This is a genomic window from Leptothoe spongobia TAU-MAC 1115 (genome assembly GCF_018739885.1).
GTDB lineage: Bacteria > Cyanobacteriota > Cyanobacteriia > Phormidesmidales > Phormidesmidaceae > Leptothoe > Leptothoe spongobia.
Map to the genome: position 1 here is coordinate 22,027 of NZ_JADOES010000051.1, position 14,981 is coordinate 37,007.

Here is a 14,981-nt window from a genome sequence, read left to right on the forward strand (position 1 = left end):
CACTGTACTGATACTAAGAGTGTCACAATTTACACCTTGGTTCCAAGTTTATCGTTGATAGGTGGCAAATATCGTGCATTTTTGTACAATCTCAGCTGTCATTTTAGGCTTCTTGTTTTGCCACGATTATTCCAATCTTGAATTTTGAGTTATCCCATAATCGGGCTGCCGTGGTGATGCACCAGATACCATTGTCCTGCCATCCGTTCAAATGTATTTGTTGCCATCGATTTGGCCTCTAGTCGTCGACTCCCGGCGACCTGCATCACCTTCTCTACCAAAACCACATAGGCCAGATCTCCAGAGACTTCTACAGAAATCACCTCTAGATCAATTTCGAGGTAGCGCGTGGCCTTAAAAATTTTCACCCATGATTGGCGGATTGCGTCCCAACCTTTGATAGCCTCACGGCCGGGATGAATGCAAAGGCTGCCAATACCTTTCGAACAAACTGCCTCCATCGCCTCCATGTCCTTTTTTTCAAAGGCTCGATAAAACGTTTGGTTGGCTTCTAGGACAGCATTTTGCTCGTTTGACATATGAATTCTGCATAGTTCCGATAGCTAGAATATCGCCAATCTTCGGGATTATTTACATATCCACAAACAGCTTAATTTAAGGTAAATCTTGATGATTAATAAGTCAAAGTTGATACAATGGCGTGCCGTTGATTTTTTCTGAGGCACTAAGCCGTTGACTCCAGCACATTTGATAACAGCATTGTTAAAAGGTTGCTGCAAAATTTTAACAATATTCCGGCCAATGCTCCTGGGGATATGTTTGGCCAGATCTATCAGTATTTTCTAGGGACGTTCGCCTTGGCGGAGGGACAGGGTGGGGGTGAGTTTTTTACTCCAGACTCAGTGGTGCGGCTGATGAGAGTCTTCAGAATATGAACATAATTTCAAACTATGTTTCATGTATTACGTTATTAACAACTATAAAAAGCACCTAAATAGCCTTTCTTATGGAGCTGCTATCCAAAATATCAATACGGAAATAATCAGGAGGCTTCCAATATTGATACCTCCTAAGAATGTCTTATTAGACTTTTACTCTTTAGATGCTCTTGGAAGAACATTTACTACGCTAAAGAAAAACCGAGATCGCTTACTTCCTTGCCTCATCTCTGGCAAACTCTCCGTCGAAGATCTCGATATTCAGTTTCCTCTTAGTATGGGTACCGACTGATGGCCAAAGATATCTTCCACGATACGGTTAAAACCGCCCTGCAAAAAGACGGTTGGCGCATTACCCACGATCCCTACCCGCTCCGCTATGGTGTCGCCGATGTCTACATCGATCTGGCAGCTGAGGAAGCGATCGCCGCTGAAAAAAATGGACGTAAAATAGCGGTAGAGGTGAAAAGCTTTGCGGGGGGCTCTACCATCTCTGAATTTCATACGGCCCTGGGTCAGTTTCTTAACTACCGCATTGCCATTGAAGTCTCCGACGAGCCCGAGCGCATTCTATACCTGGCCATCCCCAACGATACCTATCAAATGTTTGTCCGGTTTGAACCCGCGAAAACGGTAATCGAGCGCTATGACGTACGTCTGATTGTTTATAACCCTAACCAAGAGGTCATCGACCAATGGATCGAGTAACCCAATATCGCCAAATCATTCGCCAGTGCCTGGAAGACTTTGCCAAAAATGACCCCAACGCCCAGCTGATTTTTGACCCAGAGCGGGACCGTTACCTGGTGATGCATAATGAATGGCGCAATGACTATCGCCTTTATGGTTGTGCCATTCAGCTAGATCTGATCGACGCTAAGGTCTGGATTCAACACAACAGCACCGAAATCTACATCGACCGTGAACTAATTCAACAGGGTGTAGCCCCTGGTGATCTTGTTTTTGGCTTTCGGGCTCCCAGCATTCGAGAGCGGTTTACCGAAGCTCTCACCAACGTGTAGAGCGTGTAGAGTGCTGTATAGCCCTTCGGGCATGGCTACGCTAAAGCGTAGCGTCACGCACCAGCTTTTGTAGTTTGTAGGGTGCTGTATAGCGTAGCGTCACGCACCAGCTTTTGTAGATCAACTAACAGCAAAACCGGTTGCTTGGGGTCCCTCCGAGTTCCCCAAACCCCCATGGGCAGGGCCGGAAGGCCGCCCTACAACCCAACCTATTAGGTTGTCCTCAATAGCATTAATAAGAGTTACGGCGGGGTCGATTAATCAGGTTATTGCCTTGTTGTTTGGCACGCCCCCAACGCAGAGCAGACCTTTCTTTGATGAGCATTCAATGCCTTCAAATTTTCTGTCTATACAATGAAACAGCCCTGCTTCGACTCCACTCAGGGGAAGCTTACGACATTGACTCTAGGGCTGATTAACAGCAATATTCGCTACTGACTTCAGGCATGATCTACAATTTTTATAGCAAATGCCAATAGATTGAAATCCAGATTGCTGTCTCCTGTCTATCGTTAGGTAAATTTGCAATAGTTCACGACTCAATGCCCTAAGTCTTAGCTAATCGCCATGACCATTACTGAACTCATTCCTACCGTTCAAGGGCTATCCCATACAGAGAAACTGTTGCTGCTGCAAATCCTAGTGCAGGAATTGATTAAAGCTGAAGATATTCATACTGAAAGCATCTCTAGTAATCAGACTATTGATGGCACTTACAAACTAGTCAAAGATACCTTACCTATCGAATCACCCATAGTATCGGAGCAATCGATAGCCTCCCTTACCCTACAAGAACGTCAAAACTTCCTCAAACAGCCCTTAGAAGAGCGCCAACAGCTCTTAGCACAGCAAGCCGAAGCAATGGCAGACCATTATGTCCAAAATACTGAATGGCAAGAACTAAGTACAGGTGACATCGTTGAGTACTAATACACCAAAGCGTGGTGAGATCTGGCTAGTCAACTTTGACCCCACCCTGGGCTCAGAAATAAAGAAAACACGCCCTGCTGTTGTCATTAGCTCAGATGCCGTCGGCAAGTTACCCGTTAAGTTGGTAGCTCCAATCACAGATTGGAAACCTTACTTTGCCCGCAATCTTTGGCATGTCAAGCTCGAACCCGATAGTGTAAATGGCTTGAGTAAACCGTCAGCAGTCGATACTCTTCAGATACGAGGAGTTGATCTTCGCAGATTCATTCGATGCTTGGGCACATTACCAAAACTGACAATGGACGAGATTACGCTGGCAATAATGACCGTAATTGAAGCAGATTTCTAAAGGAATCAGTCTGGCTGTCGAAGCTTTTAAGCTAACTCTATTAGCTCTCACCAACCCTCAACCAACCAAATAGCTGATCCACCGTCAGCGCTAAACCCACCTCCGGCAAACAGGGCAACACTGCCTCCCCTGTCAGCTCATCCGGCAAACTATCCGGGTAAAACACCAACACCACCCGCTCATAGGGATCAATCAACCAGCCCATCTGTCCCCCATGGCGCAGACAGTGCAAAATCTTGCGGGTCACCTTCATCTGATTTTGCTCCGGTGACAATATCTCAATCATCCACGGTGGCGCAAATTCAATGCCCGTACTGCTAATATCGCCATTCTCATCCACCGGAATATCTGCTGTGGCCACCACCACCACATCCGGTACCATAGACTGCCCGCCAAAGGTACAGCGCAGCTCTGGCAATGCCTCATAGTCAGCCCCTGCACCATTGATGGCACCTCCCAGGCGAGACTGTAACCGGCTGTGCTTCCCTCCAGGCATCGGCTTTTGACTAACGTCTCCACAGATAAATTCCCAGGCAGGCGATGCGTCAATATCTGGCAGGGCCAAAAACTGTTCCAGGGTAATGGGTTTCGGGACCGCAGCAACCATACGCTGATTTGCCTCCAAGCTGCTTACTATTCTACCAAGCACTGCCCAAACGCCAAATTCTGATGCCAAATCACAGGGTTAATGGCCATAATTTGATGAAAACAGCCGTAAATAACTTCGGGATACATCATCCAAGCAGCTGTAGGATGCTGTATAGCCCAAAGGGCATGGCTACGCTAAAGCGAAGCGTAACGCATCATCCCAGGTTTTACGGGCAGCATATTCTTTATAAACAGGCGCATTTGGCTTAATCCCATCCCATCTGGCAACTCCCATGGCCAACTTTATCTCCGAAGACGACATCGAACAGGCGGTCCTGCAAAAATTGCAGACCGACTATGGCTTTCAGCTCCTCAACTGCTTCACAGCCAACGCTGAGACCCTACCCGATGGCTCTAACCGCACAGATAAACGCCAGGTCATCCTTGCTGATCGCCTACGCTCAGCAGTCCGTCGCCTCAACCCGGATCTGCCCGATGCCACCATCAACGCCGCCGTTGACCAAATCACCCAGCCCCGTAGGGCCATGTCAACCATTGCCGCCAATAGCGAGCTAGATGAACTGATTCGCAACGGCTTTGCCACCGACTACGAAAACGATCAGGGCCGCACAGAGCCCTGCCGGGTACGGTTTATTGATTTTAATCACCCCAGCCAAAACGATTTTCTAGCCGTATCCCAACTGTGGATTCAAGGGGAGCATGGCTATCGTCGCCCCGACATTTTGCTCTACATCAACGGGCTACCCCTGGTCTTTATCGAACTCAAAAACTCCAACGTTAAGCTCAAGTCCGCCTACGATGGCAACCTCAACGACTATAAAAAAGACATTCCCCAGCTTTTCCATGCCAATGCATTTTGCATTTTGTCCAATGCCATGGAAACCCGCGTTGGCAGTTTTAATGCCCAGTGGGAATATTTCTTTGCCTGGCTGCGAGTGGAGGATGAAAAGGAAAAAATCGACCGGGCGGCCATTGCTGAGTCGGCCACCAGCCTGGAGCGAGCCATTGATGGTTTGTGTAACCCGGCCAAGCTGCTGGACTACATCGAAAATTTTATTTTCTATCACAAGGAAACTCAGAAAATCATTGCCCAAAACCACCCCTGGCGGAAAATATGCGGGCAGGACTACCCAACGCTAACTTTCTCGCTTTTACCGGCACCCCCCTCCTGGGCAAGGACCGTAAGACCAATGCCTGGTTTGGCGACTACGTCAGCGAATATAACTTTTCCCAGGCCATTGATGATGGGGCTACGGTGCCGCTGTTCTACGAAAAACGGGTGCCGGAGGTGCTGATCCAAAACGAAGACCTCAGCGATGAGTTTTACCAGCTCTTAACCGATGAAAATCTGGATGATAATCAGCAGGCCAAGCTAGAGAAAAAGTTTGCTACCGAGCTAGAGGTAATCAAACGGGACGACCGACTGGAGACCATTGCCAAGGACATTGTGTATCACTTTCCCCGGCGCGGCTATCGGGGCAAGGCCATGGTGGTGTCTGTGGATAAATTCACAGCGGTGAAAATGTACACTAAGGTACAGATCCACTGGAAAGCTGAAATCAAAAACCTCACCGGCCGCATTGCAAAGTCTAAAAACGACATAGAAAAGGCTCGCCTCAAAAAGATCCGTGACTTTATGCGAGCAACGGAAATGGCGGTGGTGATTAGCTTAGAAAATAGCGATAAGGAGGTGGAACGATTTACCCGCCAGGGTTTAGATATTAAACCCCATCGCGATCGCCTCAATACCGTTGACGAGGCAGGCCACGACATTGAATTTCAGTTCAAAGCCGACGAACATCCCCTACGTCTAGTATTTGTTTGCGCCATGTGGCTCACCGGGTTTGATGTACCCAGCCTATCCACCCTGTACCTGGATAAACCCATGAAGGGCCACACCCTGATGCAAACCATTGCCCGAGCCAACCGGGTTAGTTCCCGCATCATCGGCAATGTGCCCAAGGCCAACGGCGAGATCATCGACTACTGCAACGTATTTCGCAACATGGAGCGTGCCCTGGCTGCCTATGCCCTGGGGGATAAACAACCCTCCGATCAAGATCTGCCGGTACAGAAAAAAGAAAACCTGTTTGCCCTACTTGATGCGGCCATTACCGAAGGTCTGACCTTTTTTCGTGAGTACGACATCGACCTCAACCGCATTGTTGCCAGTCAAGATACCTTCAAAAATCTCGACCAGTTCAAGCAATATGCCGACATCATTCTAGAAAAAGACGAACGACGTAAAGCATTTTTCGTCTACAGCAACACCATTTCTGCCCTCTACGAAGCTTGTAAGCCAGAAATCCTGGCCCAGCCTCGGCCTTTAGTTCCCGTATTTCAATACCTGCGGGGCGTTATCGATAGCATTATTGAACGCCTCGACATTGACAGCATCAGTCTAAAAATTGGCGAACTGTTGGATGAAAGTGTTGTTGCCGACAACGAAGACTTTAAGGCAAAAGAATTTGCAGCCGAGTACAAAATCGTTCAACAGGGCAAACGCTGGGATTTGAGTCAGCTCAATGTCAAACAGCTCAAGCAAACGTTCAAAACGTCCCCCTACAAAAACATTGAAATTACCGAGCTACGCAGCTTCCTCGAAGAAAAACTCAAGCAGATGCTAGAGCGAAATAGCACCCGCAGTGATTTTGCCAAGCGACTACAGGCCATCGTCGATAAATATAATGCAGATAATTCTTCTACAGAAAACTCCTACGAAGAACTCCTAGACTTTGTCAGTAGTCTCAAGGATGAATCGGAACGACACATCCGCGAAGGTCTGAGCGAAGAGGAATTAGAACTCTTTGACCTGCTGAAAAAGGCCAAGATGACTGCTGAAGAAACTCAGAAGGTGAAATTAGCTGCTAAATCTTTGCTAGAGCGTCTGCTGACCACTCAACCCAAAGTGTTAGTACAAGACTGGCATCGTGACGAACAAAGTAAACTACAGGTCAAATCAACCGTGGAGGAAGTATTAGACCAGAACTTGCCTGATAGCTATGGTCGAGCCATTTTCAAAACAAAGTGCGATAACGTCTTTGAGCTAATTTTCAATCGTGCTCAGACTGGAAACCGCTGGGCGAGTTAACGGCATGAAAGCCTTAGGCTATATGGTTTGAATTGGCTGTTAATCTGTTAATCTCACTTCATTGGTTGATCAATTATTTCTGCTTCTAACTCATCGGCTGTTATCTGAAACGGGGATACCTCAAACCGATCAAGGGCTGCTAAAAAATCCTGTCGGCTAATTCCTGCAATCTCAGACGCTTTAGATTGCGAAGCCATTCCTATTTCGTACCACTTAACGGCTGCTGCTAGCCGTAGCTCTTGTACAAACTGCTCCGGCTTACTTCGTGTTACTGAAAAAACACTTTCTGGCAAGCTCAACTGGATCTTGATCATTGTTTGTAGTCTTGGATGTTCGTTCCATATTCATCAATTCTATTTTCATCATAGTTAAGCAAACTTCCAAGGGCTGCTGGTTGTGTTCCCTGCCTCGCAACCTGATGTCCCAAGCCATGGCAAAATCAAACCGACCCACTTATTTGCCTGCCCTGTGAAATTCGCATTTATCATTGACCCCATCACCAAACTAGACCCCGGCCACGACAGTAGCGTCGCTCTCATGGAAGCCGTCCAAGAACTCGGTCACCAGGTCTACATCACCCAAGCACAGCAAATGGGTGTCGTCGCCGGTCAAGCCATGGCCCATCTCACCCCCGTCACCCTCACCCCCGTCACCCTCGGCGACAACCGCTGGGACGCCGTCCCCGACTGGTACACCCTCGGCGATACCCAATGGCAACCCCTAGACACAATGGATGCCGTCTTTATGCGCACGGATCCCCCCGTCACTGTGCCTTACCTCTACGCCACCTATATCCTCGACTACATCGATCCAACCAAAACCAAAGTCATCAACTCCCCCCAAGGTATCCGGGCCGCCAATGAGAAAATGTATGCCCTCCAATTTACTGAGGCCATCCCCGATACCATCGTCAGCCAAGACAAAGCCGTCATCCGCGACATGGTAGAGCGCTGCGGTGGCAAAGCCGTACTCAAACCCCTGGGGGGCAAGGGGGGAGAAGGTATTTTATTCCTTCGCAATGACGACCCCAACTTTAACTCCATGATCGAAATCAGTACTAAACAGGGTCAAGAACCCGTCATGGTGCAAACCTATTTGCCCGCTGCAAAAGACGGTGATAAGCGGATTATTTTGCTCAATGGTGAACCCCTGGGGGCTGTAAATCGAATTCCCACCGGCAAAGAATTTCGGGGCAACATGGCCGTTGGTGGCCGTAGTGCCAAGGTGGATATTACTGAGCGGGAGCTAGAAATCTGTAAGCAGTTGGCTCCCACCCTGCAACGTGACGGCCTGGTCTTTGTCGGTATTGATATCATTGGTGGCTACCTGACCGAGGTAAACGTCACCAGCCCCACCGGCATTCGCGAAATTGATCGTCTAAATACGGTAAAGCTGGGGCATCAAGTCATAAAATGGCTGACCAAGTAACGGGATGAAGCGTTCTATGTATGCGCAGTATCCTAAATGCCCATGTGCAATATACGGAGGAATCTGTAATGACTAGAATCAATCGCCGTCGCTTTATCCAGTACAGTTCATTGGCGGCTGGGGCTGGCTTGATGGCTGCCTGTGGCAATCAGGCTGAGCCTACTGCCGATACCTCTGTAGACACCTCGACAGCCAGTGAACTCCAAAAAATTACCTTTGGTACTAACTGGTATGCCCAGGCCGAACATGGTGGTTTTTACCAGGCTGTCGCCGCTGGCATTTATCAAGAATACGGTTTAGACGTGACGGTGCAGATGGGAGGCCCCCAGGTCAATGGCACCCAGCTACTGATGGGAAAAGCCGTCGACTTTTTTATGGGCTATGCTTCCAATGCCATCAAAGCCGTTGAAGAAGATATCCCCAAGGTTACCGTAGCCGCTATCTTCCAGAAAGATCCGCAGATTCTGATCGCCCATCCTGACCAGGGTATTAAGGATCTTGCTGATCTAAAGGGTAAACCCATCTTTATCTCTAAGGCTGCAAACGTTACCTACTGGCCTTTTTTAGCCGCTAAGTATGGCTTTACTGACGATATGAAGCGTAACTATAATTTTAATCCTGGTCCCTTTTTGGCTGACAAGACATCTGCCCAGCAGGGGTATTTGAGTTCTGAACCCTTAGCTATTGCGAAAGAAGGTGGCTTTGATCCGGTTGTATTTCTCCTGGCGGATCATGGCTATACCCCCTATGCGACTACGATTGAAACCCGGCAAGAGATTGTTGATAGTGATCCTGACCTGGTACAACGGTTTGTCGATGCTTCGATTAAGGGATGGTATAGCTACTTTGAAGACCCCACCCTGGGAAATGAGCTGATCAAGCAAGATAATCCTGAAATGAGCGATGAGCAGTTGGCCTACAGTCTTGGCAAGATGCAGGAGTATGACATTGCGATCGCAGGCGATGCTGAGTCCAAAGGCATTGGAGCGATGACGGCGGAACGTTGGCAAACATTCTTTGACGATATGTCTGCAGCTGGTGTTTTTAGCAAGGATACAGACTATACCAAAGCATTCACCCTCGATTTTGTGAATAAGGGGGCAGACTATTACCAACGTTAGTTCTGTTGTAACTGTCTTACTAACACTTCTCTAACTATGTTTTTCTAAGAGAGATTTAAAGCTACATGGGGTAAGCCTTCCATATCAATCGCAAGAAATCGATCCAATGCCAGATACATCCAGTAAATAGCAGCCTGGCTATCTAAGCCGGTTTTTTGAAAACCAAGGGCAGTGGCTAAGGGTTCATAATGACGATGGATAATCAGGGTATGGAGATCACACAGATTAGGAAAATCTTGCTGCATTGTCTGTAAGGTGGTTTGGGTATCTTGCAGCAGCAACAATGACTGATTTTCGTACTCAGGTGCAATATTCCAACTACGAATAAATACGGCTCGGCAGGTGTCATCTCCTGGCTTGGCCAGGGTAAAGGGATCATCGGTGGCAATACCACTGAGGTGTAAGCCCTTGGTCGGTGGGCCAAAAAAGTGGATTTCAGAGTCGCGGGTGGTGGGATAAAGCAGACAAAATCCGACGGGATTTAGGTTATCGCTCCGACGTAGTACGCGCATGCCACGGTTGTAGCCTTCGGCCCACTGGCGCAGTAGTTCCGTGATGCGATAGGGGACGGCTGTATTGCTGTTGTTCATCCAGTTGTAGCGGCTGGCCAGCAGGTTGGCAATGGGAATCGCATCGCAGCGTGGGTCAAACTGATCGACAAAGACTTCGGCGGGTTTGGCTTTGGCCTGGTGGAGTTCTGGGGGTTGGGGAATTGCGATCGCAATCGTATTGCCATCAAACTGCTTCTGAATCAGCCCTAACGCCATCAGTTTATCCAGCATCATCCCAGCAGAGCGCTCGCTACCCCGCTCAGATTCGGCATAGAACAAAGCCGCTGCCTCACGACAGGTGCAGTCCACCCAAATATCGATAGGTTTTAGCTGCTGTAATACCTCGGGAGTATCTGTTTGCTTTAGCTGTAGATAGGCCCACAGACGCACAAAACAGTCCGCCCTGCGTCGTGTCAGACCCACACGACCCAATAGATGTTGCACGTACAGCTGTTGTTGTGCTTTAGGAAAAAACTGATCCAGGTACTCCGGCGTCATTCTGGTTACTACAGCGATGCTGTCAGGATTTTAATCTGCTAGGTCCAGCGAGTATGGGGTAGGTATGACAGTTATTGTGCCAATTACCTTGGTCTATCCCCCTAGGCTAGCTGGTAAAGTATCGTTCGTACCGTTTGGCCGCCCTATGACCGTTATTGCCGCTCGTAAAACTAAAGACGCCATTACCTTTGCCTCTGATTCTATTTTGGTAGCAGGCTACCTCAAAGCCACCGAGAAGGAGGTTATCTACAATAAACTGTTTCAGCAAAATGAAATGGTTATCGGTAGTACGGGCACTGGCTATGAAGGCACCATGATGGAGCTGTTTAGTCGTAATCATCGGCCTGTAGATGGTAGTCGTTTATCAATCATCGATTTCTTTGTTGAATTCCGTGAATGGATCAACAAGCGCGACTCCGGTCATTCCCCAGAAAATGACTATCTAATTGCCTACGATAAAAAACTGTTTCGCACCTATGGCGGCCTTGATATCTACGAAGTCCCCGAATTTGAGGCTGTTGGTGCAGGCGAAGACTTTGCTAAAGCAGCGCTCCATTTGGGCCACAGTCCCCGTGAGGCTGTCGAGGTCGCCTGTAAACTGTCAATCTACTGCAGTGAACCCATTTCCGAAATCATAGTGGAGCTGTAGGCTAGGCACCGCCCATCATTCGCCATGGCCAATCTCCTATCGCCCATTCTTACATGGTTTAAACGCCAAAAATGGCAGCCCCTCACCTTTCAACAACAAACCTGGGATGCCTATCTAAGCGGTCACAGCGGCTTGATTCAGGTACCTACCGGCTCAGGTAAAACCTATGCCGCTGTCATGGGCCCTATCGCTGACATGCTGGTAAACCCAGGCAAAGGACTGCAGCTACTTTACATTACGCCGCTACGCGCCCTGTCCCGTGACATCGAGAAATCCATCCAAAAGCCCATTACAGAAATGGGCTGGCCTCTCCAGGTAGAATCTCGCACAGGTGATACCAAGGCGGCCCAACGGGCTCGGCAAAAGAAGAAACTACCTGACATTTTGATCACGACACCGGAGTCTTTATCGGTACTGCTGTCCTATAAGGGCGCTCGGCAGCGCTTTGGCCATTTGCGGACCGTGATCTTGGATGAATGGCACGAGCTGATGAGTTCAAAGCGAGGCACCCAGACAGAGCTATGCTTGGCCCAGCTACGGTTGCTTCAGCCCAGTCTCAAGACCTGGGCGATCTCCGCCACCCTGGGCAATCTGAAAGAAGCGGCCCAAACAGCCGTAGGCTTGGATGAAAAACCAGTCATTATTCAGTCAGATATTAAGCGCGACACAACTATTCAGAGCATTTTGCCAGAGTCGGTGGATAGTTTTCCCTGGGCAGGACATCTGGGGCTACATCTGTTTCAGGAACTGGTGGATAGTTTAGACCCTGCGAAATCCACCCTGATTTTTACCAATACGCGATCGCAATCCGAACGCTGGTTTCAAGCCCTCAGTTTTGCCGAACCGGACTGCCCCATGGCCTTGCACCACGGTTCCATAAATATGATCGAACGTCAGGCCATCGAAGCCGGTATCAAAAGTGGTGACCTCAAGTGGGTGATTTGCACATCCTCTTTAGACCTGGGCGTAGATTTCCATCCAGTGGAACGTATTGTGCAGATCGGCAGTGCCAAAAATCTAGCTCGACTGCTACAGCGCGCGGGACGCTCTGCCCATCAGCCCGGTGGAACTTCAGAGGTATTTTTTCTACCTACCAATGCTTTAGAACTGATTGAGATTGCTGCTTTTCGACAAGGTTTAGCCCAGGGAGATATCGAATCCCGTCATCCTCTGCGGTTGCCCTATGACGTACTCACACAGCATCTGGTCACATTAGCCTGCGGTGATGGCTTTGCACCTGAGACGACTCTGGCCTCTATTCGCCAAACAGTCGCATTTCAGGATATAAGTGATGCGGCCTTTGACTGGATGCTGGACTTTCTTGAAAAAGGGGGGCGTTGTCTCAAAGCCTATCCTCGCTATCAAAAGCTAGTGATGGATAATGGTCGCTACAGAGTCTCCACTCCGCAAATTGCTCGCATGCATCGTCTGAGCATTGGGACCATTACAGGCAATCAGCAGATACAGGTGATTTATACCAACCGGCGGAAGTTGGGTACCGTCGATGAAGGCTTTGTCTCACGTTTAAAGAAAGGCGACGTATTTTTCTTTGCCGGTCGTCAGCTAGAGTTTTTCCAGATGAAAGACATGGTGTTGTATGTAAAAAACACCCGCAAAAAGTCTACAACGGTACCGGTGTGGACAGGCGGAAATTTAGCGATTTCTGATTGTTTGAGCCATCATCTACGCCAGCAAATTACCCAAATCAAGACAGGAGAAAGCGTCAGTCCTGAGATCGACCGTGTGATGCCTATTTTGGCAGCACAGGAGCGCATCTCGCATCTACCAGAGGAACAAGAATTACTAATTGAAACTTGGAAAAGTCGTGAAGGACAACATCTTTATGTTTTTCCATTTGAGGGCCGTTTTGTCCATGAGGGACTGGGCTTTTTATGGACCTACCGATTTGCCCAACATAAAAAAGCAACGTTCACTGTTTCTGTCAATGACTATGGGTTTGAAATCTTAGCGCCTAAGGGTTATTCCTTTGAATCTATTTTTCAAGAACACCATTCTCATTTCTTTGATCTGAACAATATTGTTGAAGATATTCAAGCCAGTCTCAATATTTCAGAACTGACCCAGCGACGATTTCGCAGTATTGCTCAGGTTTCGAACCTTGTATTTCAGGGATATCCCTCGTCACGTAAGACCGGTAGTCAGCTCCAGGTTAGTGCCTCTTTAATCTATGAAGTGTTCTCTAAATATGAGGCGGAAAACCTACTGCTACAACAAGCAGAACGCGAGGTGTTAGAACAACAGCTTGAGCTAGAACGATTGAGTGTGACGTTAGAGCGTTTGCAGAAGTTTCATGGGGTTTGGCAAACGACAAAACGACCGTCACCGTTAGCCTTTCCTCTATTGGTGGAGCGTCTCAGTGCACGGTTATCCAACGAGAGTCTGCTTGAACGAATAGAACGTTTAAAGCAACAACTAATCCATTAATGAGTCTCAGTTTAGACATGGAGCTAAAAATTCAGCAAATTGTCAGAAATCAACTAGTAACAGAGCTCAAACTATCAATGGCCTTGTTAAGGAAAATGAATACCTAGTCTAAGTTTGCTAAGTTGTTTCCTTGTATTTACTGAATAAAGTTCAACGTTATTTAAACGAATGGCAGGATTATCTGTGATAACTCTCAAACAATACTGTTAATTCAAGTGAATTCGATATAACGTTCATTGTTTGGCTCGGTGATGACTCGGTAGAACTACATTGCCTGGCTTGATAATTTGTTAATGTTCTAACCCAGTGGAATAACTGAATTAATGGCTGTATGCCAAAAGTTTTAGGTTGGTGTAATGGCCCAAGTAGTGAAGCTAGAGATATGGGGTTAGTAATGGTTTTCTCACAAAATATGAAATCAAATGGGTATTTCGGTTATTGAAAAGAATGCTGCTTTGAGAGAAAAGATTGTTCCTTCTAGAGGCTTTTCCCTTGCTAATCTTCTTAAGAAGGCGGATCTTTTTCATCGAATTGTATCAAAGCTTTCAAGGACCGCTCCCCTAAGAACTGGATCCGTTACTGTGGTGATTCCAGCTCTCAATGAAGCTGGCAACTTAGAGAAATTATTCGCTCAGATTTGCATTGCTTTTGATGAATTAGGCGTAACCTTTCCAGTATTGGTTGTTGACGATGGCAGTACTGATGAAAGCCCCGAAATTTTAGCTCAATTGTCTGAAAAATATTCATTTTTAACGGTAGTCCGACACTCTCAGTGTCGAGGTGTGGCGGCTGTTTGGCAAACAGCCTTGTCCCATGTCAAGACAACGTGGATTTTCTGGGGACAAGCAGATCTAGAGTCTGATCCAGCAACCGATATTCCGGCACTGCTACGGGCTTATCGACCAGGGGTGGTTGCGATCTCAGGCTGGCGTCAACAACGTGGTGACGGCAAATCCCAAGCCTCTCACTTGGCCAATCGTGCTTGCCAACATGCCTTTGGTCTACAAATCCATGATATGAACTGGATTAAATTAGTCCGTAAAGATGCACTTGAGGGATTGCCCATTGAGTTAATTACCCATCGGTATTTACTGGCTGTGCTAGCCGGATTAGGCCATCCAGTAGTCGAGGTAGCGACTCCATGGCACCCACGCTTTTCAGGTGTCAGCAAGTTTGGCAAAAAGCGCCTATTGACCTCTGGTCGTGATTTTCTACGGGTATTAGTCTGGTTTTATCTGACCCGATCGGTTGGTCAACACTTGCAATCCATGGGTAATTTACAGCCAGGTTTAAAGAAGCGCTTGCTAAAATTTGGCTCTTCCGGAATTCCCGTGGAGCCCCCTACATTTAGTGTAGAGTTCAGATTCTTCCCCGTTAGGGATAATAGAG

At 47.8% G+C, this 14,981-nt stretch carries 13 protein-coding genes and 2 pseudogenes; 11 read left to right on the forward strand and 4 right to left on the reverse strand.

Annotation, left to right across the window (positions count from 1 at the left end; genetic code table 11):
* Positions 1 to 149: 149 nt before the first annotated feature.
* Entirely contained in the window at positions 150 to 539 is a 390-nt protein-coding gene (locus IXB50_RS19430) for a nuclear transport factor 2 family protein (RefSeq protein WP_215610656.1), read from the reverse strand.
* 186 nt (positions 540 to 725) lie between these two features.
* Here IXB50_RS19430 and IXB50_RS22890 point away from each other — a divergent pair.
* The 5 genes and pseudogenes from IXB50_RS22890 to IXB50_RS19460 form a co-directional block, all read left to right on the forward strand.
* Positions 726 to 878: pseudogene (locus IXB50_RS22890) on the forward strand (N-6 DNA methylase); the annotation flags it as partial.
* 312 nt (positions 879 to 1,190) lie between these two features.
* Entirely contained in the window at positions 1,191 to 1,607 is a 417-nt protein-coding gene (locus tag IXB50_RS19445) for a XisH family protein (RefSeq protein WP_326520844.1), read from the forward strand.
* Positions 1,595 to 1,921 carry a XisI protein gene (locus tag IXB50_RS19450; protein ID WP_215610658.1) on the forward strand — a complete coding sequence of 109 codons (327 nt, stop codon included), beginning with the start codon at positions 1,595 to 1,597 and terminating at the stop codon, positions 1,919 to 1,921. The genes IXB50_RS19445 and IXB50_RS19450 overlap by 13 nt, the downstream gene beginning before the upstream one ends.
* 567 nt (positions 1,922 to 2,488) lie before the next feature.
* Entirely contained in the window at positions 2,489 to 2,851 is a 363-nt protein-coding gene (locus tag IXB50_RS19455) for a hypothetical protein (protein WP_215610659.1), read from the forward strand.
* The gene (locus IXB50_RS19460) at positions 2,832 to 3,200 is read left to right on the forward strand and encodes a type II toxin-antitoxin system PemK/MazF family toxin (protein WP_215610660.1); all 369 of its coding nucleotides are present in this window, start codon (positions 2,832 to 2,834) and stop codon (positions 3,198 to 3,200) included. The genes IXB50_RS19455 and IXB50_RS19460 overlap by 20 nt, the downstream gene beginning before the upstream one ends.
* 40 nt (positions 3,201 to 3,240) lie before the next feature.
* On the opposite strand, the gene IXB50_RS19465 is transcribed toward IXB50_RS19460, so the two are convergent.
* Complete coding sequence (locus IXB50_RS19465) at positions 3,241 to 3,807, reverse strand: Uma2 family endonuclease (RefSeq protein WP_215610661.1); 567 nt, start codon at positions 3,805 to 3,807, stop codon at positions 3,241 to 3,243.
* A gap of 274 nt (positions 3,808 to 4,081) precedes the next feature.
* On the opposite strand from IXB50_RS19465, the pseudogene IXB50_RS19470 reads away from it, so the two are divergent.
* Positions 4,082 to 6,900, forward strand: a pseudogene (locus IXB50_RS19470) (type I restriction endonuclease subunit R).
* 53 nt (positions 6,901 to 6,953) lie between these two features.
* On the opposite strand, the gene IXB50_RS19475 reads toward IXB50_RS19470, so the two are convergent.
* Positions 6,954 to 7,214, reverse strand: a complete 261-nt coding sequence (locus tag IXB50_RS19475; protein ID WP_215610663.1) for a UPF0175 family protein — start codon at positions 7,212 to 7,214, stop codon at positions 6,954 to 6,956.
* Between the two features lie 154 nt (positions 7,215 to 7,368).
* Between IXB50_RS19475 and gshB the strand changes: the two genes are divergently transcribed.
* Together gshB and IXB50_RS19485 are read left to right on the forward strand one after the other, a co-directional pair.
* Positions 7,369 to 8,328: a glutathione synthase gene (gshB, locus tag IXB50_RS19480; protein WP_215610664.1), complete on the forward strand. Its 960-nt coding sequence runs from the start codon at positions 7,369 to 7,371 to the stop codon at positions 8,326 to 8,328.
* A gap of 68 nt (positions 8,329 to 8,396) precedes the next feature.
* Positions 8,397 to 9,449, forward strand: coding sequence for an ABC transporter substrate-binding protein (locus IXB50_RS19485; RefSeq protein WP_215610665.1), 1,053 nt, complete (start codon positions 8,397 to 8,399; stop codon positions 9,447 to 9,449).
* Between the two features lie 44 nt (positions 9,450 to 9,493).
* Here the strand turns inward: IXB50_RS19485 and IXB50_RS19490 are convergent, their stop codons facing one another.
* Positions 9,494 to 10,498: a hypothetical protein gene (locus IXB50_RS19490; RefSeq protein WP_215610666.1), complete on the reverse strand. Its 1,005-nt coding sequence runs from the start codon at positions 10,496 to 10,498 to the stop codon at positions 9,494 to 9,496.
* Positions 10,499 to 10,562: 64 nt separating this feature from the next.
* Between IXB50_RS19490 and IXB50_RS19495 the strand changes: the two genes are divergently transcribed.
* The 3 genes from IXB50_RS19495 to IXB50_RS19505 form a co-directional block, all read left to right on the forward strand.
* Positions 10,563 to 11,147: a hypothetical protein gene (locus IXB50_RS19495; RefSeq protein ID WP_215610667.1), complete on the forward strand. Its 585-nt coding sequence runs from the start codon at positions 10,563 to 10,565 to the stop codon at positions 11,145 to 11,147.
* Between the two features lie 24 nt (positions 11,148 to 11,171).
* Complete coding sequence (locus tag IXB50_RS19500) at positions 11,172 to 13,592, forward strand: ligase-associated DNA damage response DEXH box helicase (RefSeq protein WP_215610668.1); 2,421 nt, start codon at positions 11,172 to 11,174, stop codon at positions 13,590 to 13,592.
* Between the two features lie 581 nt (positions 13,593 to 14,173).
* Positions 14,174 to 14,981, forward strand: an 808-nt coding sequence (locus tag IXB50_RS19505; RefSeq protein ID WP_326520845.1) for a glycosyltransferase family 2 protein, incomplete at its 3' end; no start/stop codon positions are given.

Excerpts from the sequence above, each read along its gene's own strand:
- IXB50_RS19430 (WP_215610656.1), bottom strand. The coding sequence starts at position 539 with ATGTCAAACGAGCAAAATGCTGTCCTAGAAGCCAACCAAACGTTTTAT.
- IXB50_RS19445 (WP_326520844.1), top strand. The coding sequence starts at position 1,191 with ATGGCCAAAGATATCTTCCACGATACGGTTAAAACCGCCCTGCAAAAA.
- IXB50_RS19450 (WP_215610658.1), top strand. The coding sequence starts at position 1,595 with ATGGATCGAGTAACCCAATATCGCCAAATCATTCGCCAGTGCCTGGAA.
- IXB50_RS19455 (WP_215610659.1), top strand. The coding sequence starts at position 2,489 with ATGACCATTACTGAACTCATTCCTACCGTTCAAGGGCTATCCCATACA.
- IXB50_RS19465 (WP_215610661.1), bottom strand. The coding sequence starts at position 3,807 with ATGGTTGCTGCGGTCCCGAAACCCATTACCCTGGAACAGTTTTTGGCC.
- IXB50_RS19475 (WP_215610663.1), bottom strand. The coding sequence starts at position 7,214 with ATGATCAAGATCCAGTTGAGCTTGCCAGAAAGTGTTTTTTCAGTAACA.
- IXB50_RS19485 (WP_215610665.1), top strand. The coding sequence starts at position 8,397 with ATGACTAGAATCAATCGCCGTCGCTTTATCCAGTACAGTTCATTGGCG.
- IXB50_RS19490 (WP_215610666.1), bottom strand. The coding sequence starts at position 10,498 with ATGACGCCGGAGTACCTGGATCAGTTTTTTCCTAAAGCACAACAACAG.
- IXB50_RS19495 (WP_215610667.1), top strand. The coding sequence starts at position 10,563 with ATGACAGTTATTGTGCCAATTACCTTGGTCTATCCCCCTAGGCTAGCT.
- IXB50_RS19500 (WP_215610668.1), top strand. The coding sequence starts at position 11,172 with ATGGCCAATCTCCTATCGCCCATTCTTACATGGTTTAAACGCCAAAAA.